The sequence below is a fragment of the Arsenicitalea aurantiaca genome, assembly GCF_003994485.1.
Lineage (GTDB): Bacteria > Pseudomonadota > Alphaproteobacteria > Rhizobiales > Devosiaceae > Arsenicitalea > Arsenicitalea aurantiaca.
Genome location: NZ_RZNJ01000002.1, coordinates 359,978 through 382,586 on the forward strand (window position 1 = coordinate 359,978; position 22,609 = coordinate 382,586).

Here is a 22,609-nt window from a genome sequence, read left to right on the forward strand (position 1 = left end):
GCGGCCATTGCGCGCCCACCGGGCCGGTTGCCTTCCATGCGCCGTTCGGCTATAGCCCGCATGCGTCCGGCATTGGCCTGGGCGCAATTCACACGCAGGGCAAGGACCGTCGAAACGCGGCGGCACCAGCCGGTGGCGGATTTTCCGTCGCACCCGCCCTGCGGAGGCTCAACCGGTAAAGGAGATTGCCCAGATGGCAATGCCCGATTTTTCCATGCGCCAGCTGCTTGAGGCAGGCGTTCACTTCGGCCACCAGAAGCACCGCTGGAACCCTAAGATGGAGCGTTTCATCTTCGGTGTCCGCAACGACATCCACATCGTCGATCTCGGTCAGACCGTGCCGATGCTCCAGCGCGCGCTGCAACTCGTGTCCGACACCGTTGCTGATGGCGGCCGCGTGCTTTTCGTCGGCACAAAGCGCCAGGCGGCGCCCGTCGTCGCCGAGGCGGCCCGTCAGTGCGCTCAGTACTTCGTCAATTCCCGCTGGCTCGGCGGTACGCTGACCAACTGGCAGACCATCTCGCACTCGATCGCGCGCCTGCGTGAACTCGAGGCCCAGGAGGCCGAAGGCTTCCACGGCCTCACCAAGAAAGAGCGCCTGATGCTCGATCGCGAGCGTGAGCGTCTCGAGCGTGATCTCGGCGGCATCAAGGACATGGGCAATCTGCCCAGCGTCATGTTTGTGATCGACACCAACAAGGAAGCCAATGCCATCAAGGAGGCGCGTCGCCTCGGCATTCCGGTGATTGCGGTCGTCGATACCAATTCCGATCCCGATCTCGTCGATTTCCCGATCCCGGGCAATGACGACGCCGCCCGCGCTCTCGAGCTCTACTGCGCTCTGGTGTCCAAGGCCGCCATCGACGGCATCGCGCGCTCCTCGACTGCCCGCGGCGCCGATCTCGGTGCGTCCGAAGTGGCCCCCGAAGAGCCCGCGCTCGAATCCGAGCCCGAGGCTGCAGCCCAGAACTGATCCGGTTTGCCGGCGGGTCCACTGCCGGCAGACTGATCGTTTTCGCATCGCGCCCATGCACAGCTTGCCCGTGCTGGGCGCGATTCCCATCTAGACATTTTTGCGGCCGCCCGTCGGCCGCCAAGGAGGTGATCCCAAATGGCAATCACTGCTCAGCAGGTTAAGGAACTGCGCGACGCAACCGGCGTCGGCATGATGGACTGCAAGAAGGCCCTGGCCGAGACCAATGGCGACATGGAAGCTGCAATCGACTGGCTGCGCACCCGTGGCCTTGCGAAGGCGGCCAAGAAGGCCGGCCGCGTGGCCGCCGAAGGTCTTGTCGGCGTCGCGACCGACGGCGCTCGCGCGGCTGTCGTCGAGGTTAACTCCGAGACGGACTTCGTTGCGCGCAACGAGCAGTTCCAGACCATCGTCTCCAACATTGCCAAGCTGGGCCTCGAGGCCAATGGCGATGTCGCGACGCTTGCCGAAATGCCCTATCCCGGCACGGGCCACTCGGTTTCGGCCGAACTGACCGAAGCCATCGCCAAGATCGGCGAGAACATGACCCTGCGCCGCGCTGCGGTGCTTTCGGTCTCGGACGGCGTCGTCGGCAGCTACGTGCACAATGCGGTTGCAGACGGCCTCGGCAAGCTCGGCATTCTCGTGGCGCTCGAATCCACCGGCGACAAGGCAGTGCTCGAGACGCTCGGCAAGCAGATTGCCATGCACATCGCAGCCACCAACCCGCTTTCGGTGTCTCCGGATGATCTCGACCAGGACGTCGTCGCACGCGAGCGTTCGGTGTTCTCCGAGCAGGCCCGCGAGTCCGGCAAGCCTGCCGAGATCATCGAAAAGATGGTCGAAGGTCGGATCCGCAAGTTCTACGAGGAAGTCACGCTCCTGGCGCAGACCTTCGTGATCGACGGCGAGACGAAGGTCGGCGACGCGATCAAGAATGCCGAGAAGGATGCCGGCGCGCCGATCAAGCTCACCGCTTTCGTGCGCTATGCCCTGGGCGAAGGCATCGAGAAGGAAGTCACCGACTTCGCCGCCGAAGTGGCCGCCACGGCCGGCACCGGCGCCTGATCCAGTCTTTCAATCTATCCGGCGGCGCTTCCGTGCCGCCGGATTTCTGCCGATCTGCAGAATGCGTCTCTCACGCGCATCATTTCGCCAAAAAGCATGCTATCCCCTAAGGGGTCCGGGCCCGGTTCCGGCAATGATAATCACGACGCGTACGGTGCCCAGTCCGGCGCCAGTATCGCGCGCCACATCCGAAGGTCGATCGATGGCCAGTCCCGCCTACAAGAGAATTCTGCTCAAGGTGTCAGGCGAAGTGCTCGCCGGCGACCAGTCTTTCGGGATTGAGCCGAAGTTCTTGAACGCCGTTGCAGCGCAGATCGCCGAAGCGTCGCGCGCCGGATTCCAGATTGCGATTGTCATCGGTGCGGGCAATATCTTTAGAGGCATGGCCGTTGCAGCCAAGGGCGCTGACCGGGTGACCGGCGATGTGATGGGCATGCTCGGCACCGTCATCAATTCGCTCGCACTTGGCGATGCGATCGAGCAGGCAGGCGTCCCCGTCAAGGTCTACACCAGCGTACCGATGCCGACAGTCGCCGACACGTTCACCGCGCGGGATGCCACCGCGGCCCTTGCCGACGGATTCGTCGTCGTATGCGCCGGCGGCACCGGAAACCCGTTCTTCACCACTGACACCGCTGCGGCTCTGAAGGCGATCGAGCTGCGCTGCGATGTGCTGCTCAAGGGCACGAAGGTGGATGGGGTTTATTCGGACGATCCGCAGCGCAATCCTGACGCCGAGCGCTATGATGCGATCAGTCATGAAGAAGTAATTGCGCGCGACCTGCGCATTATGGACACGGCGGCCTTCGCGCTTGCCCGCGACAACGGTCTGCCGATACTAGTCTATGCCCTCGACGACAAGGACGGGCTGATGGGCGTGCTGACGGGCCGGACCCGCAGCACCCGCGTTGGCCCGATAGAGCAATAAAAGGAGACAAGTCCTCATGGCCGATACCTTCTCGATCGATAATCTGCGCAGCCGCATGCAGAAGTCGATTGCCTCGCTCAGGGATGAACTTGCAGGTCTGCGGACCGGTCGGGCCAGCGCCAGCCTTCTGGAACCCGTGATGGTTGATGCCTATGGCTCGAAGATGCCGCTCAATCAGGTCGCGACAGTCACCGTTCCGGAGCCGCGCCTCCTCAGCGTCCAGGTCTGGGATCGCTCCATGGCGAGCGCCGTCGAAAAAGCGATCCGCAACAGCGGACTGGGCCTCAATCCGATGGGTGAGGGCCAGGTCATCCGCGTGCCGCTGCCCGAGCTCAATGAAGAGCGTCGCCGGGAACTGACCAAGGTTGCCCACACCTATGCCGAACAGGCGCGTGTCGCCATTCGCCACATCCGGCGGGACGGCATGGATCTCCTCAAGAAGCTCGAAAAGGATGGCGATCTGGGCCAGGACGAAGCGCGCTCTCATGGCGAGCAGGTCCAGAAACTGACCGATTCCATGGTCGCCGAGGTGGACAGCACCGTTGCCGCCAAGGAACAGGAAATCATGCAGGTCTAGCCTGCGCTGCTTTTCCGCCCGCTACCGCCCGGGAGGGCATCCATGTCGAGCGACCCCGCTATCGCCTCCAAGGCCAAGGAACGGCCTGGGCTTCGGATTCCGGAGCATGTCGGGGTCATCATGGATGGCAATGGGCGCTGGGCCGCCGCGCGTGGGCGCCCACGTACCGAAGGGCACGTGGCCGGCGTCAGAGCCCTTCGCCGGCTCGTCCAGCTCTGCATCGACTACGGCGTCGCGCATCTGACGGTCTACAGCTTCTCGTCGGAGAACTGGTCCCGGCCGCCAGAGGAAGTGCAGTTCATTTTTGCGCTGCTTCGTCGCTTCGTGGCTTCGGATCTGGAAAAGCTGATCCGAAACAATGTGCGCGTCCGGATAATCGGGTCGCGGCAGGGGCTCGATCCATCGCTGATCCGGCTGATCGACGAGGTCGAGGCGCGGACCGCGCTCAATACCGGTCTTCGCCTCATGGTCGCCTTCAACTATGGTGGCAAGGCTGAACTCACGGAAGCCACTCGCCGCATTGCCCGTGCCGTGGCTGCCGGGGAGTTGCGGCCCGAGGACATTACCGAAGCGACGATCACACGCTCGCTTTACACTGCAGGCGTTCCCGACCCCGATCTCATCCTGCGCACGAGCGGGGAGCAGCGCTTCTCGAATTTCCTGCTGTGGCAGGGCGCCTATTCCGAACTGGTCTTCGTGGACGACTACTGGCCCGATTTCGACGAGGACACCTTCCTGCGGGTCCTCGAGCAATATTCCCTGCGGGAACGCCGTTACGGCGGGCTGGAAGCGAAGGCGCCATGAGTTTGCCCGGGGGAGACAATCCGCGTAGCCGTCGGTTGTGGTCGGATTTGGGTCCGCGCCTCATTTCAGCGGCGGTTCTGGTGGCCCTTGCGGTGACCGCGCTGGTGCTGGGTGGTTACGTCTTCTCGGGGCTGGTCGGCGCAGCCTTCGCCGGCGCCTATCGCGAATGGGAGACGATGGTTACCCTGAAGCCGCTGACCCCGCTCGGCATGGTGCTCATCGGCCTCGTCTTTCTGTCATCGCTCGCTTACCCGCTATGGGGCCTTCCTGCCATCGCCGCGACGCACGCCATGGCCTGCGTCATCGCGATCATCGCGCGGGGCGGGGCAGTCGTCTGGCGGATCGCCGGCCTCGCTTTCGTCGGGCTCGTCATCGCAGCCATCCTGTCGCTCCGGGATGCCGGACAGGCGGGGATCATCGCCTGTGTCTTTGTCGGCACTGTCGTCTGGATGACCGACACCGGCGCGTTCTTCACCGGCCGGCAGGTGGGCGGCGAGAAGCTCGCTCCGGACATCTCTCCCTCCAAGACCTGGTCCGGCGCCCTTGGCGGCCTTGCGATCGGTGCGATCTCGGGCAGCCTCGTCTGGATGGTGTTTACCGACAGCCCCGCCTGGATCGGCGCGATGATCGCGCTTGCAATGAGCGTTTGCGGCCAGATCGGCGATCTCGCCGAAAGCGGGCTCAAGCGTCGGTTCCGTGTCAAGGACAGCGGCGACATCATCCCCGGCCATGGCGGATTGATGGATCGTCTGGACAGCCTCACCTTCGCCGTCCTGTTTGCCGTGGCAATTGGCCTGTTGCACATGGGGCCGGCAAGCGTCGCCCAGGGGCTGATCTTCTGGTAGGAACGTGCGATGCGACACTCCCGCTATCGCATTGTTAACGCAAATCTGGCGTAATTGACTGCGCAGATCCCGACCCTTCGTGACGTGGGCGGAGGCCCGCTCGAGCCGGTATTGCCGGCTCGGATCGGACGCGCCCGAATCTACGGAAGCCATCGATGCTGCTGACCCTGGTCTCGTTCCTCGTCGTCCTCACAGTGATCGTGTTCGTGCACGAGATGGGGCACTATCTCGTCGCGCGCTGGAACGGCATCGCCATCCACACTTTTTCGATCGGCTTCGGTCCTGAGATCGTTGGCTTCAACGATCGCCACGGCACCCGCTGGCGACTCTCTGCAATCCCCCTTGGCGGTTACGTCCGGTTCGTCGGCGACATGAACGCTGCGAGCGTCCCGGACGATGAGGCGCTGCGCGACGCGCCGCCAGAACTCCGTAAACGCATGTTCGCCCATCAGAACGTGTGGCGCCGGATCGCGGTCGTGATCGCCGGGCCGGCTGCCAACGTGCTCCTGACTTTCCTTATCCTCTACGCGCTTCTTCTCGGCTATGGCCGCTACACCATCCCGCCGGTGATCGGGGAGGTCATCGAGGGTTCTGTTGCCCAGGAGGCAGGGCTTCTGTCGGGAGACCGGCTCGTTTCGGTGGATGGGTATGTCGTCCGCGGGTTCGAAGATTTCCAGCGCCTCGTTGCCACCGCTCCTGAGCGCCCGATCACCATGGTCGTAGAGCGCGATGGCGCTCAGCAGACCCTGGTTGCCGTGCCCGAGGCGGCAGAAACCACCGACCGGTTCGGCAATACGCACCGGATCGGCCGGCTGGGCGTAAGCCGCGACATCGGCGAGACCGATGTCACGCTTTACCGGCCCGACCCCATCGAGGCGGTGGGGATGACATTCGAGGAGATTCGCTTCATCATCGACAGGACTGCCGCGTTCCTAGGTGATTTCTTCGTTGGACGCGGCGATCCCCAGCAGCTTGGCGGGCCCGTGAAGGTCGCGCAGGTTTCGGGGGAGGTGGCGACGCTGGGCATCGTGGCGCTGATCAACCTGATCGCAATGCTCTCGCTCAACATCGGCATCTTCAATCTTCTGCCGGTGCCGATGCTCGATGGCGGGCATCTGCTCTACTATCTCGTCGAGGCGGTGCGCGGTCGTCCGCTCAGCCCTCGCGTTCAGGAATTCGGTTTCAGGATTGGCCTCGCGCTCGTGCTCACATTGACCGTCTTCACCTTCGGAAACGACCTTTATTGGACCTTCCAGCGGTGAGGGCGGGCGGTGTTGCGCAATTGCAAGGAACCAATCTTTTGGTAACCCAATCAGGCACGGGCGCTTGTCCGTGGTTAAAAAAACAGTAAAACGGTTCAATGGAGTTAGCTGGGGGAGCGCTGTGCATGGCGATTCCCTGGCAAGAGGTCGCAAAGGCAAGAATACCATGATTGATCCCAACAAGCTGATGCGCGGTGTGTTTCTGGCGCTTCCCCTCACGGTGGCGGCGCCCGTCCTGGGGGTGGGCGGTCCTCTCCTGGGGGTGACGGAAGCACAGGCGCAGACTGTGAGTCGGATCGCCGTCACCGGCAATTCGCGCGTCGACGATGCGACCGTCGCATCCTACCTCACCGTTCGGGTGGGCCAGGCTGCGACCCAAGCGCAGATCGATGCGTCCATCGCCTCGCTGTATCAGACCGGCCTCTTCTCGGATGCGTCCGTTTCGTACTCCGGTGGCACGCTTTCGGTGCGCGTCGTCGAGAATGCGATCGTCGCGTCGGTGCTGTTCGAGGGCAATCGCCGCTTCTCGGACGCCCAGCTCATGGCCATGATCAATTCGGGCAATCGCGGCGCGATCTCGAGCGAGATCATCCAGCGCGATGCCGAGAGCATCCGGCTTGCCTACAATCAGGTTGGCTATTCCAACGTCACGGTGACCCCGCGGACCGAAGCCACCCAGGGTGGCCGGACCCGCGTCGTGTTCGTCGTGAACGAGGGTGAGCGCGCTGGCATCGCCGCGATCAACTTCACCGGCAACAACAATTTCAGCTCTGGCGCCCTCAAGAGCGTGATCCGCACTCGCGAGACGCACCTGCTGAGCTGGCTCTTCCAGGACGACAACTACACCGACGCCCAGCTCGAGATCGACCGCGAGCTGATCCGGCTCTACTACGCCAACAACGGCTATCCCGATGCGCAGGTCACTTCGGCCGTCGCCGAGTATGATCCGAGCCGCAATGGCTACTACATCAACTTCACCGTGGTCGAAGGTCAACGCTACGAGTTCGGCAATGTCGGCATCGAGACCTCGATCGCCGGCCTGAACGCCGATGCGTTGCGCGGGTCCGTACGGACCCGGGAAGGGTCGCGCTACTCGCTCTCCGAGATCGAGCGGACCGCCCAGGATCTCGCCATCGGTGCAACCGACCAGGGCTACCCCTTTGCCGACGTGCGGCCGCGTATGAACCGCGACCTCAACGGCAACATCTTCGACGTGACCTATCTCGTCGACGAAGGGCCGCGCATCTATGTCGAGCGCATCAACATCACCGGCAACAACAAGACCCGCGACTACGTCATCCGTCGCGAGCTGGAGTTCGCCGAGGGTGATCCGTTCAACCGCTCGCTCGTTACGCGCGGCAAGAGCTCGATCGAGAACCTGCGCTTCTTCAAGGTCGTCAACATCACGACCGAACAGGGCAGCGCGCCCGACCAGGTGGTGATCAACGTGGCCGTCGAAGAAGACTCGACCGGCGACTACGGCATCACCGCCGGCTATTCGACTGCCGACGGGATCCTGGGCGAAGTCTCGATCACCGAGCGCAACTTCCTCGGTCGCGGCCAGTTCGTCCGCGCCGCGGTCGGTGCCACCGGCTCGGGCCAGACCTTCGACTTCTCCTTCACCGAACCCCGCTTCATGGGTCTGCGGATTTCGTCGGGTATCGACGTCTATCACCGGATCCAGGATGAGGGCGGCAACGCCCGTTACGGCACGACGGCCACCGGTGGTCAGATCCGCTTCGGCCTCCCGGTCACCCGCGATCTCAACGCGTCGCTCTTCACCGGCCTCGAGACGCGGACCATCTATGATGCCGAGGCACCGTTCACTCAGCTCTTCGACCCAGTCGGGTCGACCACTAATCCAGAGACCGGGCCCAGCTTTGCAGACGGCTTGAACTTCAACAAGGCGTGGGTGGGTTATACGCTCACCTACAACACGCTGAACGACAATCGCCGCCCGACCGAAGGCGTGCTGGCCACCTTCACGCAGCAATATGTCGGCTGGGATCACAACTACATCAAGACAGAGGCGCGGGCCCGCTACTTCACCCCGCTCATCCAGGATAGCGGCATGGTGGCGAGCGTTCGCGGCCAGGCCGGCATCATCAATGATTTGAGCGGCGACGGTGTTCACCCGATCGAAGCCTATCGGCACGGCCCGAGCCTCATCCGCGGCTTCCAGCCGCGCAGCCTTGGCCCGCGCACTTCGGAAGGTGAAGCTCTCGGCTCCACCATGTATGCCGGCATCTCGGCTGAGATCGAGTTCCCGATCCCGGTCCTGCCTGAGACCTATGGCATTCGTGGCGCGGTCTGGGCTGATGCGGCCTATATCGATGGTCTAGCGGGCGCTGATGGTCAGTTCATGGTAACTGACGGCAGCATCGACGAGAATCTCAAGGCCTCCGTGGGTGCGTCCATCATCTGGGACAGCCCGTTCGGCCCGCTTCGCGGCGACTTCGGTTATGTGGTCCAGAAGGCGACCGACGACCGTCCGCAGGTCTTTCAGCTGACGCTGCAGACCCTGCTCTAGCCGAAACGGCGACGACATCGACCCCCGCTTCGCTGCCGCGAGGCGGGGGTTCTTGTTTGAAGGTCAAGGTCCTGTGCGCATCGGCGCTCGCTGATTGTCACCGGCGCCATCCCGTGACAGTCTCCCCGCTCAGTCCTGCCGCTCGTCGGCCCAGCCCGTGATCCTGATTCCCGCATGGTCGATACTCGCTTCCATCCCACCCCGGTGCCGACCCCGCTCACGGCTCTGCTCGCCATTCTCGGTCTTCCCGAAGCCGAGTGGTCCGGGCGCGCCGCCGGCGTGCAGATCGAAGGGGCGGCCGAACTCGAGCTTGCCGGACCAGGGCAGGTGGCGCTGATCGCGCACAAGGATTATCTGCCGCAACTGGCTCACACCCGGGCCAGTGCGATCATCTGCGACGAGAAGTTCGTTGCCGACATCCCGGCCGGCAGCCTTGCGATCCCTCATTCCCGGCCTCACGAAGCGTTCGTCACGCTCCTCGAGCAGCTTTATCCCGCCGATACCCGTGCGATCGTCCTCGCCGGGGTCGCGAGCGCAACCAATCCACCCCTTCTCGAAGAAGACGTCGTGCTCGGGCCCGGCGTGGTCCTCGGTCCAGGCGTCGAGATCGGCCGCGGTACGGTGATCGGCCCCAATACTGTGATCGGGGCCGGCGTCGCCATTGGCCGCAACTGCGTGATTGGCCCTGGCTGCAGCATCGAGTGCGCATATCTGGGGTCCAATGTCGTACTGCAGGCCGGGGTTCGAATCGGCACGGAGGGCTTCGGCTGGCTCGATTTTGGCCGCACCAACCGCAAGGTGCCACAGCTCGGGCGCGTCATCGTGCAGGACAGTGTCGAGATCGGGGCAAACTCGACGATCGATCGCGGCGCCCTTGGCGACACGGTGATCGGGGAGGGCACCAAGATCGATAACCTCGTTCAGATCGGTCACAATTGCCGCATCGGCCGCTTCTGCTTGATCGCTGCGATGTCCGGCCTCTCAGGCACCACCACGCTCGAGGATGGCGTGCTATTCGGCGGCGGCGTGGGCACCTCCGGCCATCTGACCGTCGGCGCGGGCTCGGTCGTTCACGGGCGTGCCGCGGTCACGAAGGATTGGCCGGCAGGCTCCAAGCTTGCCGGTGCGCCAGCTCAGGATATAAGGGAATTCTGGCGTGAGCTCGCAATGTTGCGGCGGTTGAGTAAGGGAGATCAGCGCTGATGGACACCAAGCTGGAGAATGCGGAGCAGAAGCGCGAACTCAATTCGCTCGACATCGGCGACATCCTGACCGCGTTGCCCCACCGCTATCCCTTCCTGATGATCGACAAGATCATCGACATCGATCGTGACGACAGCGCCGTGGGCATCAAGAACGTGACGTTCAACGAGCCCATCTTTCAGGGGCACTTCCCGGGGAAGCCCGTGTTCCCGGGCGTCCTCATCATCGAGGGCATGGCACAGACAGCGGGCGCCATCGTGATTGCGCTCGATGCGATGTCCGAAAGCAAGAGCATCGTCCTGATGCTCACCATCGACAAGGCGAAGTTCCGGAAGCCCGCCGGCCCCGGTGACGTTCTCGAGTACCACATCCGCAAGATCCACCGTCGGCGCACGGTCGGCCGCTATGAGGCCAAGGCCATCGTCAATGGCGTTGTTGTCGCCGAAGCCGAAATCGGCGCCATGATCGTTCCGGGATAGCGGATTTGTCAGCTCCAAGCATTCATCCGACGGCCATAGTCGGCTCAGGCGCGCGCCTTGGCGTGGGCGTGCGCATTGGTCCTTTCTGCATCGTCGGCGACGAGGTCGTGCTTGGCGATGGCGTCGAGCTCGTCTCCCACGCCGTTGTGGAAGGGCTGACCGAGATCGGGGCGGGGACCCGCATTTTCCCCTTTGCGTCGATCGGCCACCAGCCCCAGGATCTGAAATACGAAGGCGAGCCCAGCCGCGTCGTGATCGGCGCCCGCTGCGTCATCCGCGAAGCCGTCACCATCAATCCGGGCACGCGCGGCGGTATCATGGAGACCCGCATCGGGGACGATTGCCTGATCATGGCGAACGCCCATGTGGCCCATGACTGCGTTCTCGGCAATCACGTGATCCTCGCCAACTATGTCGGCGTCGCCGGTCACTGCACCGTCGGTGACTATGTCATCTTCGGGGGCATTTGCGTCGTTCACCAATACGTCCGGATCGGCTCGCACGCCTTTATCGGCGCGCAATCCATGGTCGACGCAGACGTCATTCCTTACGGCATGGCCCTTGGCAATCGCGCAAATCTCGCCGGGCTCAACCTCGTCGGCCTCAAGCGTCGCGGCTTTGACCGTGAGGCGATCCACAGCCTTCGCGCCGCCTATCGGATGATCTTTTCCACCGAAGGGACGCTGCGGGAGCGGGTCGAGGATGCCGCGCAGCTCTTTGAGTCCGAACCCATGGTGCAGGACGTCGTTGCCTTCATCACCGCTGCCAAGGATCGCGCCATCTGCATGCCGCGCAACGGGCATCACGGGTAGATGGCTGGCCGCCTGACGATCTTTGCGGGGACCGGCGCTCTCGTGCCCCTTGCCATCGATGCCGCCCGGCGCGGCGGCTATCGTTTCCAGGTGCTCACGCTCGTGCCGCGCGACGATCTCGGCGATGACGTGAAGACGGGCCGCGCAGATCTGGAAAACCCGCTCGGCATCGTCTTTTCGCTCAAGATGTTCCGCACGACGCATATTCTGCTCGTCGGGGGCGTCACCCTGTCCGATCGCGTCCGCGAAGGTCTCGCTCGCCTCGGTGGGGGAGGAGGCGCGTCTTCCGACAGCGTCGGTGACGGCGCGCTTTCTGGCGTCGCCCGCACGCTGAAGACGATGACCGGGGCCGACCTCATCGGCATCGAAAATCTGGCTCCAGAGTTGTTGGCGCCCGTCGGCCATATCGCGGGCCCTCCTGCCATGGCGCCCCAGTCCGATCTCGCATTTGCCATGCAGACGGCGCGTGAGGTGGGGCGGCTCGATCTCGGCCAGGCAGTCGCCACCACCGGCCGCCGCGTGCTTGCCGTCGAGGATATTGCCGGCACCGACGCTTTGATCGCCCGCATCGGCCAGTTCCGGCGGGCCGGTCTCACCGGTGATGGGGAGGGCGCCATCATTCTCGCGAAAGCCGCGAAGCCGGCCCAGCCGCTCTTCGTCGACCTTCCGGCCATCGGCCCGGTCACCATCGACAATGCACGCGCAGCCGGCATCGTCCATATCGCGGTGCAGGCCGGCCGGACGCTGCTGATCGAGCGCGGGGAAATCTCCGCTCGGGCTGACGCGCTCGGCATATCGGTCGTCGGCGTACCCGCCGTCGATGCCTGAGCGGGCCGACCTCTTCGTCGTCGCCGGCGAGCCCTCCGGGGACAGGCTCGGAGCCGCATTGATTGCCGATCTCCGCGCCCGCCGGAACCTCGACATCATGGGCGTCGGTGGTGACGGCATGATCGGGCAGGGGCTCGACACGCTCTTCCCGCTTGCCGAACTCAGCGTCATGGGCGTCAGCGACGTCGTGCTCCGTCTCCCCAATCTGCTGCGTCGCCTCGGGCAGCTGGCGAGGCTCATCCGCCGGATCCGCCCTCGGGTCGTCGTCCTGATCGACAACAAGCTTTTTTCCACGCTTCTCGCCAAGCGATTGCGCAAGGCCGGCTATCGCGGCGCCATCCTGCTTTACGTCGCCCCGACAGTGTGGGCCCGGAAGCCGGAGCGCGCAGCGCAGATCCGTCCGCTCTTTGACGAGGTTCTGGCAATCCTTCCGTTCGAGCCGGAAGTGATGGTGCGTCTTGGTGGGCCACCTACCCATTATGTCGGCCATCCTGCACTCGCTCGCGCAGCGTCCGAACTTGATCTCGAGACGGCGAGATACGTCGCACTCCTACCCGGTAGCCGCGCAGGCGAACTCAAACGCCACCTGCCGCTCTTCGCCGAACTGGCAGGCCGCCTTGCCCAGCGTCCAGAGAGGCTCCTTTTCTATATACCGACCCTCCCGCATCTCGCTCCAAACCTCGGTGCGGCAGTCTCATCCTGGCCCGTGCCTGTGGCAATCGTGACTGATCCGGAAGAACGTCGGCGCCTCGAGAGCGAAACGCGCGTTGCGATAGCCTGCGCCGGCACCGCAACGCTCGAGCTGGCACTCGCCGGCGTGCCGATGGTCATCACCTATGTCATGGACGGCATTCAGTCCCGGCACTTCGAGAGGCTTGGGCGACCCTGGGTTGGGCTCCCCAATATCGTGCTCGAAAGCGATGTCACGCCAGAATGCGTGCTGGCTCAGGCTGATGTGGGCCCGGTCCTTGCCGCGGCTCAGGATCTGCTGGACCGTCCATCAAGCGCACATGCTCAGCAGGCGGCCTTCCGGCGGCTGCGGCAGATGATGGAGGAGGGGCGGCCGGGAACGCCCCGCGAGAGCGCTGCCGATCGTGTTCTCATGCACCTTAAAGACGCGGATTCCCTTTCCTAGAAATCCGCGCCAATCTGTTGCTCTGGAAGCGATTTTACCAGTCGACGGCGGTGCCGTCCGGCATCACGGCGTGCTTGGCGTGATAGACCTCGGTCTCGAACGGGTGCTTGGCCGCAATCGCTTCGTTCACTTCCACGCCGAGCCCCGGCAGCTCGGGAATGGCCCAGGCGCTGTCCTCGCGATGGATCGGGGTCTGGACCACCTCGTCGTACCACGGGACGGATCCAGTCATTTCTTCTTGGATGACGAAGTTCGGGGTCGCGATGTCGAAGTGAAGCGCCGTCACCCCGGCGATCGGACCGAGAGGATTGTGGGGCGCGATGCCCACGCCGGCCGTTTCCGCCGCCGCGGCGATCTTCCGGGCTTCGGACAGTCCGCCGGTATGGGCGATGTCGGGCTGCGCGATGTTGAGGGCCCGCATGCGGAAGAGGGGCTCGAATTCGTGCCGGCCGATCAGCCGCTCCCCGGTCGCAATCGGAACGGGCGAACGCTGCGTGACCTCGTGCATCAGCTGCGGGTCGTAGGGCGGCACCGGTTCCTCGACGAAGAGCGGCCGACCAGGCGCAAGCACGCGAATGTAATCCATCGCTGCGGCGGCACTCGCCGGGCGTCCGTGGAAATCGACCATGATCTCCACTTCGTCGCCGACAGCCTCGCGCAGGCTCATCATGAGCTTTTCGACGTGATCGACGTTCCGGATCGTCGTCGTGTAGTGCGAATAGGGGATGAAGACGACCTTGAGCGCCTTGTAGCCGGCTTCGACCACCTTTAGGGCGCTGTCGACCAGCGCACCCACCTGCATGGTCTCGTAGACGGACTTCATGTCGCCAAGACCGAGATGGGTGTAGACCGGCACCTTGTCCCGTGTCTTGCCGCCGAGGAGCCGCCACACGGGCACGCCGAGATCCTTCCCCAGAATGTCCCAGAGCGCCACCTCGATCCCGGAGATCGCGGACGCGCCGATGGAGCCCATTTTCCAGAAGCCGTGCTTGTGCATCACCCGCACCGCATGCTCGATGTCCCGCGGGTCGAGCCCGAGCAGAAGCGGCTCGAGATCCGCGATCGCGCCGGTCACGGCACGGGTCTTCCACTCCAGCGTGGCCTCGCCCCAGCCATACAGCCCTGGCTGGTCTGTCTCCACGCGCACGAATACCCAGTTGCGCATTTCCGCGTTGACCACGGTTGTCTTGATTGCGGTGATCTTCACCTGTGCCGCCTCCGGGCTTTGTGTTGCGTGGGGAGAGCGCGGTTCGCGCCCTCCCGGTCGTATCTGGTTATTGCCCGCGAATGGTCGCGAGCTCTGCGTTGAGCCGGTCTATCACATCCTGCCCGATGGTTTCGGCGTGGGTCTCATAGACCACCCCCATCGCCTCGCGCATGGCGTCGACCGCGGCCGGCTCGGGGCGGACAATCTCCATCCCCTCTTCTTCGAGCGCGGCAAGCGCAGCGTCCGCCCGCTCAGCCATCCCGGCGCGCTGGATGGTCTGTGCCTCTGCGGCGCATTCCATCACCACAGCCTGCTCTTCGGTGCTGAGCTGGTTGAACAACGTCTCGGAGTACAGCAGCATGAGTGCAGCGTAGACGTGATTGGTGAGCGAGAGGTAGTCCTGAACGTCATAGAGCTGGGCATCATAGATGGTCAGCAGCGGGTTTTCCTGTCCGTCGATGGCGCCCGTTTCCAGCGCCGGGAACACTTCGCCCCAGCTCATCGGGATCGGGTTGGCCCCGAGCGCAGAGAACGCGTCGATGAAGATGTTGTTCTGGATCACCCGGACACGCAGGCCCTGGAAGTCCTCCACGCTCGCGACGGCGCGGCGCGAATTCGTCAGCTGGCGGAAGCCGTAGTCCCAGAACGAGACCTTCACCAGGTCATGCTCGGGCATGAGGTCCCCGATGAACTGGCCGAACTCACCATCGAGCACGGCATTCACTTCCTCGGTGCTGTTGAACATGAAGGGCAGATCGAAGACACCGAGGCGCGATTCGAGCCCGACGAGCGGCGAGGTGGTCGTCACGAACATGTCGAGCGTGCCAGCCCGTGCGGCCTGGCTCATCTCCTGGTCGCCGCCGAGCGCGGCATTGAAGATGCCCTGGATGGTCATCTGGCCGTCGGTGCGCTCGGCTGCGCAGGCTGCCATGGCGTTGATCGCAACGCCCGTCGGATGCTCAGGCGAGAGCGTGCTGCCGACGCGAATCGTGCGCTCCTGGTACTGGGCGAATGCCGGGCTGGTGAGCCCGCTCGACAGCGCCAGCGTCGCTGCCATGATGCCGATGATCGTCTTCTTCATAGTCGGTCCTCCACTTGGATTGGTCATATATCTCTACCGTCCGCGCAGCCATTGAAGCGGAGCCAGTACGAGATCGGGGAACAGCACGAGCAGCACCACCACGACGCACTGCGCGAGCAGGAATGGCCAGACGCCCCGGAGCACCCGGCTCATGGTGACCTTGCCCACGCCGCAGACGACGTTGAGCACGATGCCGACCGGTGGGGTGATGAGCCCGATGGCGTTTACGATGATGAACAGCACGCCGAAATAGACCGGATTCACGCCGACCTCGCGCACCAGCGGCATCAGGATCGGCGTGAGGATGAGGACCGTCGGGCCGAAATCGAGCGCCATGCCGACAACGAATACGAGCGCCATGACGACGAGCAGGAAAACGGTCTGGTTGTCCTTGAAAGGCTGCAGCAGCTGGCCGAACTGAGCTGGGATGTTGGCCTGCGCGATCAGCCAGGCCGAAACCATGGCGGCAGCGATGAGGAACATGACCAGCGCCGTCATCAGCGAGGCGGAGAGGAAGATCCGGTAGAGGTCGGGCAGCTTGATCTCTCGATAGACGAGCGTACCGATGACCAGCGCATAGACCGCAGCAACCACCGCAGCTTCGGTAGGCGTGACGATCCCGAAGCGAATGCCCCCAAGTACGATTGCCGGCATGACGAGCGCCAGCGCACCGTCGACCGCGGCCTTGCCACGTTCCTTCCAGCTCGCCTTTGGCATCGGCTTCAGATTGGTCTCGAAGCGCACGCTGATCGCCCAGGCGATGACGAGCGAAAGCCCCATCATCAGTCCAGGGACGATGCCGCCCAGAAAGAGCTGGGTGATCGACACGTTCGCGGCGACCCCGAAGATGATGAAGCCGACTGATGGCGGAATGACCGGCGCGACGATGCCACCAGCTGCGATAAGCCCCGCGGCGCGACCCTGGTCGTATCCGGCCTGCCGCATCATCGGGAGGAGGAATGCGGCGAGCGCAGCAGTATCGGCGGCGGCCGATCCGGACAGTGCCGCAAGGATGACCGCGGCGAAGATGACCACATAGCCCAGGCCACCATGATAGTGCCCAACGAAGCTCATCGCGAAATTCACGATGCGGCGCGAAAGGCCGCCGGCGTTCATGAGCTCTCCCGCCAGCAGGAAGAAAGGGATGGCGAGCAGCTGGAAATTATCGGCGCCGGTGACCATGTTCTGCGCGACGATCTGGGGGTTGAAATTCCCCATATGCGCCATGAGCGCGACGCTGCAGACGATAAGCGCGAAGGCGACCGGAACGCCGATGGCCAGCGAGCCGCAAAGTGCGCCCAGAAAGATCAGAACGGTCATTCGAAGCGCCCCTTGGCAGGCTCTGTTTCGGCCTCTTCCTGTTCGGCAAACCGCTCCAGTTCGCCCGGTTCGAACCGGCCGGTCGCAACGCGGAAGAGACGGTGCGTCGAGGTAATCGCCATCAGCGCGGCCGAAACCATCGCGGCGGCATGGACGGCTGCAAGCGGCACGCCGAGGATCGGCGTCAGCATTGTGGAGTTGATGCGCCAGGCGAGAATGCCGCCCCATACCAGCATGATGCAGCAGCAGAGGATGATGAATTCGCTGATCGCCATCAGCGTCCGCCAGCTCATCCTCGGCATGGCGGAGACGATGAACTTCATCCCCAGATGCATGCCGCGCCGATGAGCAACGGCCGCGCCGATGAAGCTCAGCCAGACGAACATGAAACGCGGCAGTTCGTCGGCGATCCGGATCGTGTAGTCGAAGAGATAGCGTGCCGCCGCATTGGCGAAAACGAGGGCCACCATGCCTGCCAGAAGCAGCACGAGCACCACTTCGAGAAGCCTGTAGGCCCCATCCACAAGTCTCGTCATCGAGAAGCGCCTCCCAGCACTGCAGGCGGGGGCGTCCGTCCTCGGCCCCGATCACAGGGTCGTAGGGTTGTCATACATCCTACCGTATGGCAAGACCATGTCTGATGCATTTGGATGGGTGTGGATAGATGAAGCTGGAAGCCATGCTGCCCAAGGAGAGCCTCGTAACCGACGCGGCTCGTCGGATCGAAGCCTCGGTGCGCGAAGACATGCGCGTCGGCGATCGTCTACCCAGCGAGGCTGAAATCTGCCGCCAGCTCGGCGTCAGCCGCACGGTCGTGCGGGAGGCGCTGGCCCATCTGCGTGCCGATGGCCTTGTTGAGACCCGTCGGGGGCAGGGGCTCTTCGTCACCGAGCAGAACGTCCTTCGCATTCGCATCGGCGACGTCGAAGCGTCGCGCGAAGGCCTGCTTGAAATGCTTGAGCTCCGCCGGGGCCTTGAAAGCGAGACCGCGCGGCTGGCGGCCGAGCGGCGGAAGCCCGACGATATCGAACGCCTGGAGGCCGCGCTGGCCGCTCTTGAGGCTGCTGATCGGGAAGGCCGTGACGGCGTCGAGGAAGACCTTGCTTTTCATCTCCTGATCGCGGACATCGGGCGCAATCGCGTGCTCATCAAGATGATGCATTTCTGGGCAGGATCGCTGCGTACGGCCATCGGCTTCCTGCGCGCTGCCGATGAGGAAACCCCGGGGATCATCGATGACCGCGGACGTCGGCACGCCGACATCTGCAGATTGATCGTCGCGGGAGACGGTGAGGGAGCCCATCGTGCCATGGTCGATCACATGAATCACACGATCAGCCGTTTCTCGAGCACCCAGTCCGAACGCGACTGATTGTCCTCGAACATTTCGAATAGCAACAGACCCGATTGGAGGGGGCACATGAAGATTGAGGCCGTGGACTTTTTCTACCTGTCGATGCCGCAGGTGACCGACGAGGCTGATGGCAGTCAGGACGCGCTTCTGGTGCGCGTGGTTGCCGGCGGGCATGTTGGCTGGGGTGAGTGCGAGGCCTCGCCGCTCGTCTCCATCGCGGCCTTCGTCACGCCCATGAGCCACGGCGTCTGCCGCCCGGTATCCGATTCGGTGCTCGGCCAGGAGATCAATGGCCCCGAGGACATCGCGCGGATCTCGGCGCTGGTCGAATACAACAGCATGGATCTCCTCCAGGCGCCGCACACGCTTTCGGGCGTCGAGATGGCGCTCTGGGATCTGCTCGGCAAGGCCCGCGGCGAGCCGGTGTGGCGGATGCTCGGCTATGCCCGTTCAGAGCCCAAGGTCCCTTATGCTTCAGTTCTTTTCGGTGACACGCCGCAGCAGACCCTCGAGCGGGCAAGGGCATCCCTCGCCAATGGCTTCGTCGCCGGCAAGTTCGGCTGGGGGCCGATCGGTCGCGGAACGCCGGCGGACGACGCCGATCATTTCATGGCCGCCCGCGAGGGGCTCGGCAAGGATGGCATCCTGCTCGTCGATGTCGGCCAGATCTGGGGCGAGGATGTCGATGCCGCCGCCGCCCGCCTGACCGCGCTCAACGACGCTGGCGCGCTCTGGCTCGAGGAGCCCTTCCACGGCAGTGCTTATGAAGCCTACGGTGCTCTGACCGATCGGCTACCCGAAGGGGGCGTGCGCCTCGCCGGCGGCGAAGCCGCGCATAACGTCTTCATGGCTCGCCACCTGATCGACTATGGCAAGGTCGGCTATGTGCAGATCGACTGCGGCCGCATCGGTGGTATCGGTCCGGCACACAAGGTCGCCAAATATGCCGTCGAGAAGGGCGTGACGTTCGTCAATCACACCTTCACCTCGCACCTTGCGCTCTCGGCGTCGCTTCAGCCCTATGCAGGCCTCGCCGATCACCGCATCTGCGAATACCCCGCCGAACCCAAGCCGCTGGCGCTCGATTTCGTCGCCAATCATTTCGACCGTGATGGAAATGGCGAGATCGCTGCGCCCAACGCGCCCGGCCTCGGCATCGAAGTCTCCGAAGCCGGCATGCGCAAGTATATCCGCACGGTGGAGATCCGCGTCGATGGCGAACTCATCCACGAGAGCGGTAAGTCGATCTAGTCTCACACGAGCTGAAACGCAGAACCCCCGGAGGCAGCACCTCCGGGGGTTCTTTTATGGTTCGGATCAGCGCGAGGCGATCTCGACATAGTCCCGCATCGGCTCGCCCATATAGAGCTGGCGGGGGCGGCCGATCTTCTTTTGCGGATCGGCAATCATTTCCTTCCACTGCGCAATCCATCCGACGGTGCGGCTGAGCGCGAAGATCGCGGTGAACATGGACGTGGGGAAGCCGATCGCATCGAGGATGATGCCCGAGTAGAAGTCGACGTTCGGATAGAGCTTGCGCTCGATGAAGTACGGATCCTCGCCAGCGATCTTTTCGAGTTCCTTGGCGACCTGCAGCGTCGGGTTGTTTTCGACACCCATGATCTCGAGCACCTGGCGGGCGGTCTCCTGCATCACCTTGGCGCGCGGATCGTAGTTCTTGTAGACGCGGTGGCCGAAGCCCATCAGGCGGAACGGATCGGACTTGTCCTTGGCCCGCGCGATGTATTCGGGGATGCGGTCGACCGTCCCGATCTCGCGGAGCATGTTGAGGGCCGCCTCATTGGCTCCACCATGCGCCGGGCCCCAGAGGCAAGCCACACCCGCAGCGATGCAGGCGAACGGGTTGGCGTCCGACGAGCCGGCAAGACGTACCGTGGAGGTTGAGGCGTTCTGCTCGTGATCGGCGTGCAGCGTGAAGATCAAATCCATCGCCCGCGCGATCACGGGATCGATCTTGTATTCCTCCGCCGGCACCGAGAAGCACATGTGCAGGAAGTTCGAAGCGTAATCGAGATCGTTGCGCGGATAGACGAAGGGCTGGCCCACCGAATATTTGTACGCCATCGCAACGATGGTCGGCAGCTTGGCGATCATCCGGATCGAGGCGATCTCGCGCTGCTGGGCGTCGCTGATGTCGGTGGAGTCGTGGTAGAACGCCGCCATTGCGCCGACCACGCCGCAGACGATCGCCATCGGGTGCGCATCGCGGCGGAAGCCCCGGTAGAAATAGTGCATCTGCTCGTGCACCATGGTGTGGCGCGTCACGCGCTGCTCGAAATCGGCCATCTGCTCCTTGTTCGGCAGCTCGCCGTAAAGGAGGAGGTAGCACACTTCCAGATAGTTGCTCTTTTCGGCCAGCTGCTCGATCGGGTAGCCGCGATGGGTGAGCTCACCCTTGTCGCCGTCGATGTAAGTGATCGATGAATCGCAGGCGGCCGTGGAGGTGAAGCCTGGATCGTAGGTAAACATACCCGTCTTTGCGTAGAGCGAGCGGATGTCGATGACCTGCGGGCCCACCTTCCCGTCGATGATGGGGAATTCGTAATCCTCATTCCCGATGACAAGTCTGGCAACGGTGTCAGTCATGCTTGCTCTCCTTGGCGGTCCGCCCCGTCCCGATGTCGATCAGGCATGGCGCAGAGCCGGTGGTCGATCTTAGTCGGTATGCGGCATGGCGTAGCCGATTTACATGCCATCCGCAACTAATCGGCGTGGGGCACTCCCCAGGTGCAAGTCAGCCCGCCTGCGCCTGGTCGGTAATGCGTACGAGGCTTTCCGGTTTGCCGATCAGCACCATCACTTCAAAAATCCCGGGCGACACGGTGCGTCCCGTGAGCGCTGCGCGCAGGGGCTGGGCGACCTTGCCGAGCTTCAGCCCGCGTGCCTCGGCGAAGGTGCGCATCGCCGCGTCGATCGCAGGCACGCTCCAGTCTTCGAGGGCCTCGAGCGCAGATGCGGCATCTCCCAACATGGCCCGTGCCTCGGGTGTCAGATGCTGGCTCGCCGCGGCATCGGGCTGGATCGGGCGCACGGCATAGATGAACTGGGCCAGATCGATGAGCTCCAGCACAGTTTTCGCGCGGGGCTGAAGCTCGGGCAGGGCCGCCAGCACCGTCGTCTGATTGTCGGTGAGGCCGGCATAGTCGGTCTCGCGTCCAAGTTCCTGCGCGGTCTCGACCATGACGGCATAAAGCCGCTCGGGAGTCGCCTCGCGGATATAGTGGCCGTTGACGCTCTCGAGCTTCACGAAATCGAACCGCGCCGCGCCCTTGTTCAACCCTTCGAGGTCGAACCAGGCGATCATCTGCTCGATCGAGAAGATCTCATCATCGCCATGCGACCAGCCGAGCCGTGCCAGATAGTTGAGCATCGCCTCGGGCAGATAGCCCATCTGCCTGTATGCAGATACGCCCAGTGCGCCATGGCGCTTGGAGAGCTTGGCGCCATCCGGCCCATGGATCAGCGGGATATGGGCCATTTCGGGCACATCCCACCCCATGCCGTTATAGATGATGATCTGGCGGGCCGCATTGGTCAGGTGGTCGTCGCCGCGGATGATGTGGGTGACGTCCATGTCATGGTCGTCGACCACCACGGCAAGCATGTAAGTCGGCGTGCCATCGGACCGCAGGATGATGAAATCGTCCAGATTGTCCGTCTTGAAAACCACCTGGCCCTGGACGTGGTCGTTGACGACGATCTCCCCGTCGCGCGGCGCCTTGATCCGGATGACCGGCGCCACGCCCTGCGGCGCCTCGGAAGGGTCGCGATCGCGCCAGCGTCCGTCATAGCGCGGCGGCAGGCCCTTCGCGCGGGCTTCCTCACGCATCTGCGCGAGCTCCTCGGGCGAGCAGTAGCAGTGATAGGCCTGGCCACGCGCGAGCAGCTCGTTGGCGACCTCGGCATGGCGTGCGGCACGGCTGAACTGCATCACCGGCTCGTCGTCCCAGTCGAGTCCGAGCCAGCTCAGACCATCGAAAATCGCCTGTACCGCCGGCTCGGTCGACCGCTCGCGATCGGTGTCCTCGATCCGAAGCAGCATCTTTCCCTGGTGCTTGCGCGCATAGGCCCAGCAGAAAAGGGCGGTTCGGGCGCTGCCGATGTGCAGATAGCCGGTGGGCGAGGGGGCGAAACGGGTGACGACGGGCCGGGCCATGAGCGCCTTGACTGTTGGACGGAATT

General features: G+C 63.8%; 21 protein-coding genes. 15 read left to right on the plus strand and 6 right to left on the minus strand.

The features are described 5' to 3' along the window. Window positions 1-193 precede the first annotated feature (193 nt). The 13 genes from rpsB (at window position 194) to EMQ25_RS06195 (ending at window position 13,444) form a co-directional block, all read left to right on the plus strand. Complete coding sequence (gene rpsB / locus EMQ25_RS06135; protein ID WP_127187677.1) at window positions 194-973, plus strand: 30S ribosomal protein S2; 780 nt, start codon at window positions 194-196, stop codon at window positions 971-973. 138 nt (window positions 974-1,111) lie between these two features. Further along, window positions 1,112-2,041, plus strand: a complete 930-nt coding sequence (gene tsf, locus EMQ25_RS06140) for a translation elongation factor Ts (protein ID WP_127187678.1) — start codon at window positions 1,112-1,114, stop codon at window positions 2,039-2,041. A gap of 202 nt (window positions 2,042-2,243) precedes the next feature. After that, the gene (gene pyrH, locus EMQ25_RS06145; protein ID WP_127187679.1) at window positions 2,244-2,969 is read left to right on the plus strand and encodes a UMP kinase; all 726 of its coding nucleotides are present in this window, start codon (window positions 2,244-2,246) and stop codon (window positions 2,967-2,969) included. A gap of 16 nt (window positions 2,970-2,985) precedes the next feature. After that, the gene (frr, locus tag EMQ25_RS06150) at window positions 2,986-3,546 is read left to right on the plus strand and encodes a ribosome recycling factor (RefSeq protein WP_127187680.1); all 561 of its coding nucleotides are present in this window, start codon (window positions 2,986-2,988) and stop codon (window positions 3,544-3,546) included. Between the two features lie 42 nt (window positions 3,547-3,588). Then, complete coding sequence (gene uppS, locus EMQ25_RS06155) at window positions 3,589-4,350, plus strand: polyprenyl diphosphate synthase (protein WP_127187681.1); 762 nt, start codon at window positions 3,589-3,591, stop codon at window positions 4,348-4,350. Continuing rightward, window positions 4,347-5,195: a phosphatidate cytidylyltransferase gene (locus EMQ25_RS06160; protein WP_127187682.1), complete on the plus strand. Its 849-nt coding sequence runs from the start codon at window positions 4,347-4,349 to the stop codon at window positions 5,193-5,195. The genes uppS and EMQ25_RS06160 overlap by 4 nt, the downstream gene beginning before the upstream one ends. A gap of 155 nt (window positions 5,196-5,350) precedes the next feature. Next, the gene (gene rseP / locus EMQ25_RS06165; RefSeq protein WP_127187683.1) at window positions 5,351-6,457 is read left to right on the plus strand and encodes an RIP metalloprotease RseP; all 1,107 of its coding nucleotides are present in this window, start codon (window positions 5,351-5,353) and stop codon (window positions 6,455-6,457) included. 166 nt (window positions 6,458-6,623) lie between these two features. After that, window positions 6,624-8,987 carry an outer membrane protein assembly factor BamA gene (gene bamA / locus EMQ25_RS06170; RefSeq protein WP_127187684.1) on the plus strand — a complete coding sequence of 788 codons (2,364 nt, stop codon included), beginning with the start codon at window positions 6,624-6,626 and terminating at the stop codon, window positions 8,985-8,987. A 174-nt stretch (window positions 8,988-9,161) separates the two neighbouring features. Then, entirely contained in the window at window positions 9,162-10,190 is a 1,029-nt protein-coding gene (lpxD, locus tag EMQ25_RS06175; RefSeq protein ID WP_127187685.1) for a UDP-3-O-(3-hydroxymyristoyl)glucosamine N-acyltransferase, read from the plus strand. Then, a complete protein-coding gene (gene fabZ / locus EMQ25_RS06180; RefSeq protein ID WP_127187686.1) occupies window positions 10,190-10,669 on the plus strand; it encodes a 3-hydroxyacyl-ACP dehydratase FabZ in 480 nt (159 codons plus the stop codon). The genes lpxD and fabZ overlap by 1 nt, the downstream gene beginning before the upstream one ends. 5 nt (window positions 10,670-10,674) lie before the next feature. Then, window positions 10,675-11,481, plus strand: a complete 807-nt coding sequence (gene lpxA / locus EMQ25_RS06185) for an acyl-ACP--UDP-N-acetylglucosamine O-acyltransferase (protein WP_127187687.1) — start codon at window positions 10,675-10,677, stop codon at window positions 11,479-11,481. Then, the gene (gene lpxI, locus EMQ25_RS06190) at window positions 11,482-12,309 is read left to right on the plus strand and encodes an LpxI family protein (RefSeq protein ID WP_127187688.1); all 828 of its coding nucleotides are present in this window, start codon (window positions 11,482-11,484) and stop codon (window positions 12,307-12,309) included. Next, window positions 12,302-13,444, plus strand: coding sequence for a lipid-A-disaccharide synthase (locus EMQ25_RS06195; protein WP_127187689.1), 1,143 nt, complete (start codon window positions 12,302-12,304; stop codon window positions 13,442-13,444). The genes lpxI and EMQ25_RS06195 overlap by 8 nt, the downstream gene beginning before the upstream one ends. A gap of 34 nt (window positions 13,445-13,478) precedes the next feature. Here EMQ25_RS06195 and dgoD read toward each other — a convergent pair whose 3' ends face one another. The 4 genes from dgoD to EMQ25_RS06215 all read right to left on the minus strand — a co-directional run bounded on the left by dgoD (window position 13,479) and on the right by EMQ25_RS06215 (window position 17,588). Continuing rightward, a complete protein-coding gene (dgoD, locus tag EMQ25_RS06200) occupies window positions 13,479-14,651 on the minus strand; it encodes a galactonate dehydratase (RefSeq protein ID WP_127187690.1) in 1,173 nt (390 codons plus the stop codon). Window positions 14,652-14,718: 67 nt separating this feature from the next. Further along, complete coding sequence (locus EMQ25_RS06205; protein WP_244606501.1) at window positions 14,719-15,732, minus strand: DctP family TRAP transporter solute-binding subunit; 1,014 nt, start codon at window positions 15,730-15,732, stop codon at window positions 14,719-14,721. A gap of 33 nt (window positions 15,733-15,765) precedes the next feature. Then, a complete protein-coding gene (locus tag EMQ25_RS06210; RefSeq protein ID WP_127187692.1) occupies window positions 15,766-17,052 on the minus strand; it encodes a TRAP transporter large permease in 1,287 nt (428 codons plus the stop codon). Further along, a complete protein-coding gene (locus EMQ25_RS06215) occupies window positions 17,049-17,588 on the minus strand; it encodes a TRAP transporter small permease (RefSeq protein ID WP_127187693.1) in 540 nt (179 codons plus the stop codon). Before EMQ25_RS06215 ends, EMQ25_RS06210 begins: the two co-directional genes overlap by 4 nt. A gap of 128 nt (window positions 17,589-17,716) precedes the next feature. Between EMQ25_RS06215 and EMQ25_RS06220 the strand changes: the two genes are divergently transcribed. Both EMQ25_RS06220 and EMQ25_RS06225 read left to right on the plus strand, forming a co-directional pair. Further along, the gene (locus EMQ25_RS06220; RefSeq protein ID WP_127187694.1) at window positions 17,717-18,424 is read left to right on the plus strand and encodes a FadR/GntR family transcriptional regulator; all 708 of its coding nucleotides are present in this window, start codon (window positions 17,717-17,719) and stop codon (window positions 18,422-18,424) included. Between the two features lie 48 nt (window positions 18,425-18,472). Beyond that, window positions 18,473-19,657, plus strand: coding sequence for a mandelate racemase/muconate lactonizing enzyme family protein (locus EMQ25_RS06225; protein ID WP_127187695.1), 1,185 nt, complete (start codon window positions 18,473-18,475; stop codon window positions 19,655-19,657). Between the two features lie 66 nt (window positions 19,658-19,723). On the opposite strand, the gene gltA is transcribed toward EMQ25_RS06225, so the two are convergent. Then, on the minus strand, window positions 19,724-21,013 hold the full coding sequence (gene gltA / locus EMQ25_RS06230) for a citrate synthase (protein ID WP_127187696.1): 1,290 nt from the start codon (window positions 21,011-21,013) through the stop codon (window positions 19,724-19,726). 148 nt (window positions 21,014-21,161) lie between these two features. Further along, complete coding sequence (gene gltX / locus EMQ25_RS06235; RefSeq protein ID WP_127187697.1) at window positions 21,162-22,583, minus strand: glutamate--tRNA ligase; 1,422 nt, start codon at window positions 22,581-22,583, stop codon at window positions 21,162-21,164. Window positions 22,584-22,609 lie beyond the last annotated feature (26 nt).

What these genes read in the sequence shown, in the direction of transcription:
- EMQ25_RS06215 (WP_127187693.1), bottom strand. Translation starts at nt 17,588, where the DNA reads ATGACGAGACTTGTGGATGGGGCCTACAGGCTTCTCGAAGTGGTGCTC.
- EMQ25_RS06220 (WP_127187694.1), top strand. Translation starts at nt 17,717, where the DNA reads ATGAAGCTGGAAGCCATGCTGCCCAAGGAGAGCCTCGTAACCGACGCG.
- frr (WP_127187680.1), top strand. Translation starts at nt 2,986, where the DNA reads ATGGCCGATACCTTCTCGATCGATAATCTGCGCAGCCGCATGCAGAAG.
- rseP (WP_127187683.1), top strand. Translation starts at nt 5,351, where the DNA reads ATGCTGCTGACCCTGGTCTCGTTCCTCGTCGTCCTCACAGTGATCGTG.
- gltA (WP_127187696.1), bottom strand. Translation starts at nt 21,013, where the DNA reads ATGACTGACACCGTTGCCAGACTTGTCATCGGGAATGAGGATTACGAA.
- tsf (WP_127187678.1), top strand. Translation starts at nt 1,112, where the DNA reads ATGGCAATCACTGCTCAGCAGGTTAAGGAACTGCGCGACGCAACCGGC.
- pyrH (WP_127187679.1), top strand. Translation starts at nt 2,244, where the DNA reads ATGGCCAGTCCCGCCTACAAGAGAATTCTGCTCAAGGTGTCAGGCGAA.
- fabZ (WP_127187686.1), top strand. Translation starts at nt 10,190, where the DNA reads ATGGACACCAAGCTGGAGAATGCGGAGCAGAAGCGCGAACTCAATTCG.
- gltX (WP_127187697.1), bottom strand. Translation starts at nt 22,583, where the DNA reads ATGGCCCGGCCCGTCGTCACCCGTTTCGCCCCCTCGCCCACCGGCTAT.
- EMQ25_RS06195 (WP_127187689.1), top strand. Translation starts at nt 12,302, where the DNA reads ATGCCTGAGCGGGCCGACCTCTTCGTCGTCGCCGGCGAGCCCTCCGGG.
- lpxI (WP_127187688.1), top strand. Translation starts at nt 11,482, where the DNA reads ATGGCTGGCCGCCTGACGATCTTTGCGGGGACCGGCGCTCTCGTGCCC.
- bamA (WP_127187684.1), top strand. Translation starts at nt 6,624, where the DNA reads ATGATTGATCCCAACAAGCTGATGCGCGGTGTGTTTCTGGCGCTTCCC.
- lpxD (WP_127187685.1), top strand. Translation starts at nt 9,162, where the DNA reads ATGGTCGATACTCGCTTCCATCCCACCCCGGTGCCGACCCCGCTCACG.
- rpsB (WP_127187677.1), top strand. Translation starts at nt 194, where the DNA reads ATGGCAATGCCCGATTTTTCCATGCGCCAGCTGCTTGAGGCAGGCGTT.
- uppS (WP_127187681.1), top strand. Translation starts at nt 3,589, where the DNA reads ATGTCGAGCGACCCCGCTATCGCCTCCAAGGCCAAGGAACGGCCTGGG.
- EMQ25_RS06160 (WP_127187682.1), top strand. Translation starts at nt 4,347, where the DNA reads ATGAGTTTGCCCGGGGGAGACAATCCGCGTAGCCGTCGGTTGTGGTCG.
- EMQ25_RS06205 (WP_244606501.1), bottom strand. Translation starts at nt 15,732, where the DNA reads ATGAAGAAGACGATCATCGGCATCATGGCAGCGACGCTGGCGCTGTCG.
- EMQ25_RS06210 (WP_127187692.1), bottom strand. Translation starts at nt 17,052, where the DNA reads ATGACCGTTCTGATCTTTCTGGGCGCACTTTGCGGCTCGCTGGCCATC.
- EMQ25_RS06225 (WP_127187695.1), top strand. Translation starts at nt 18,473, where the DNA reads ATGAAGATTGAGGCCGTGGACTTTTTCTACCTGTCGATGCCGCAGGTG.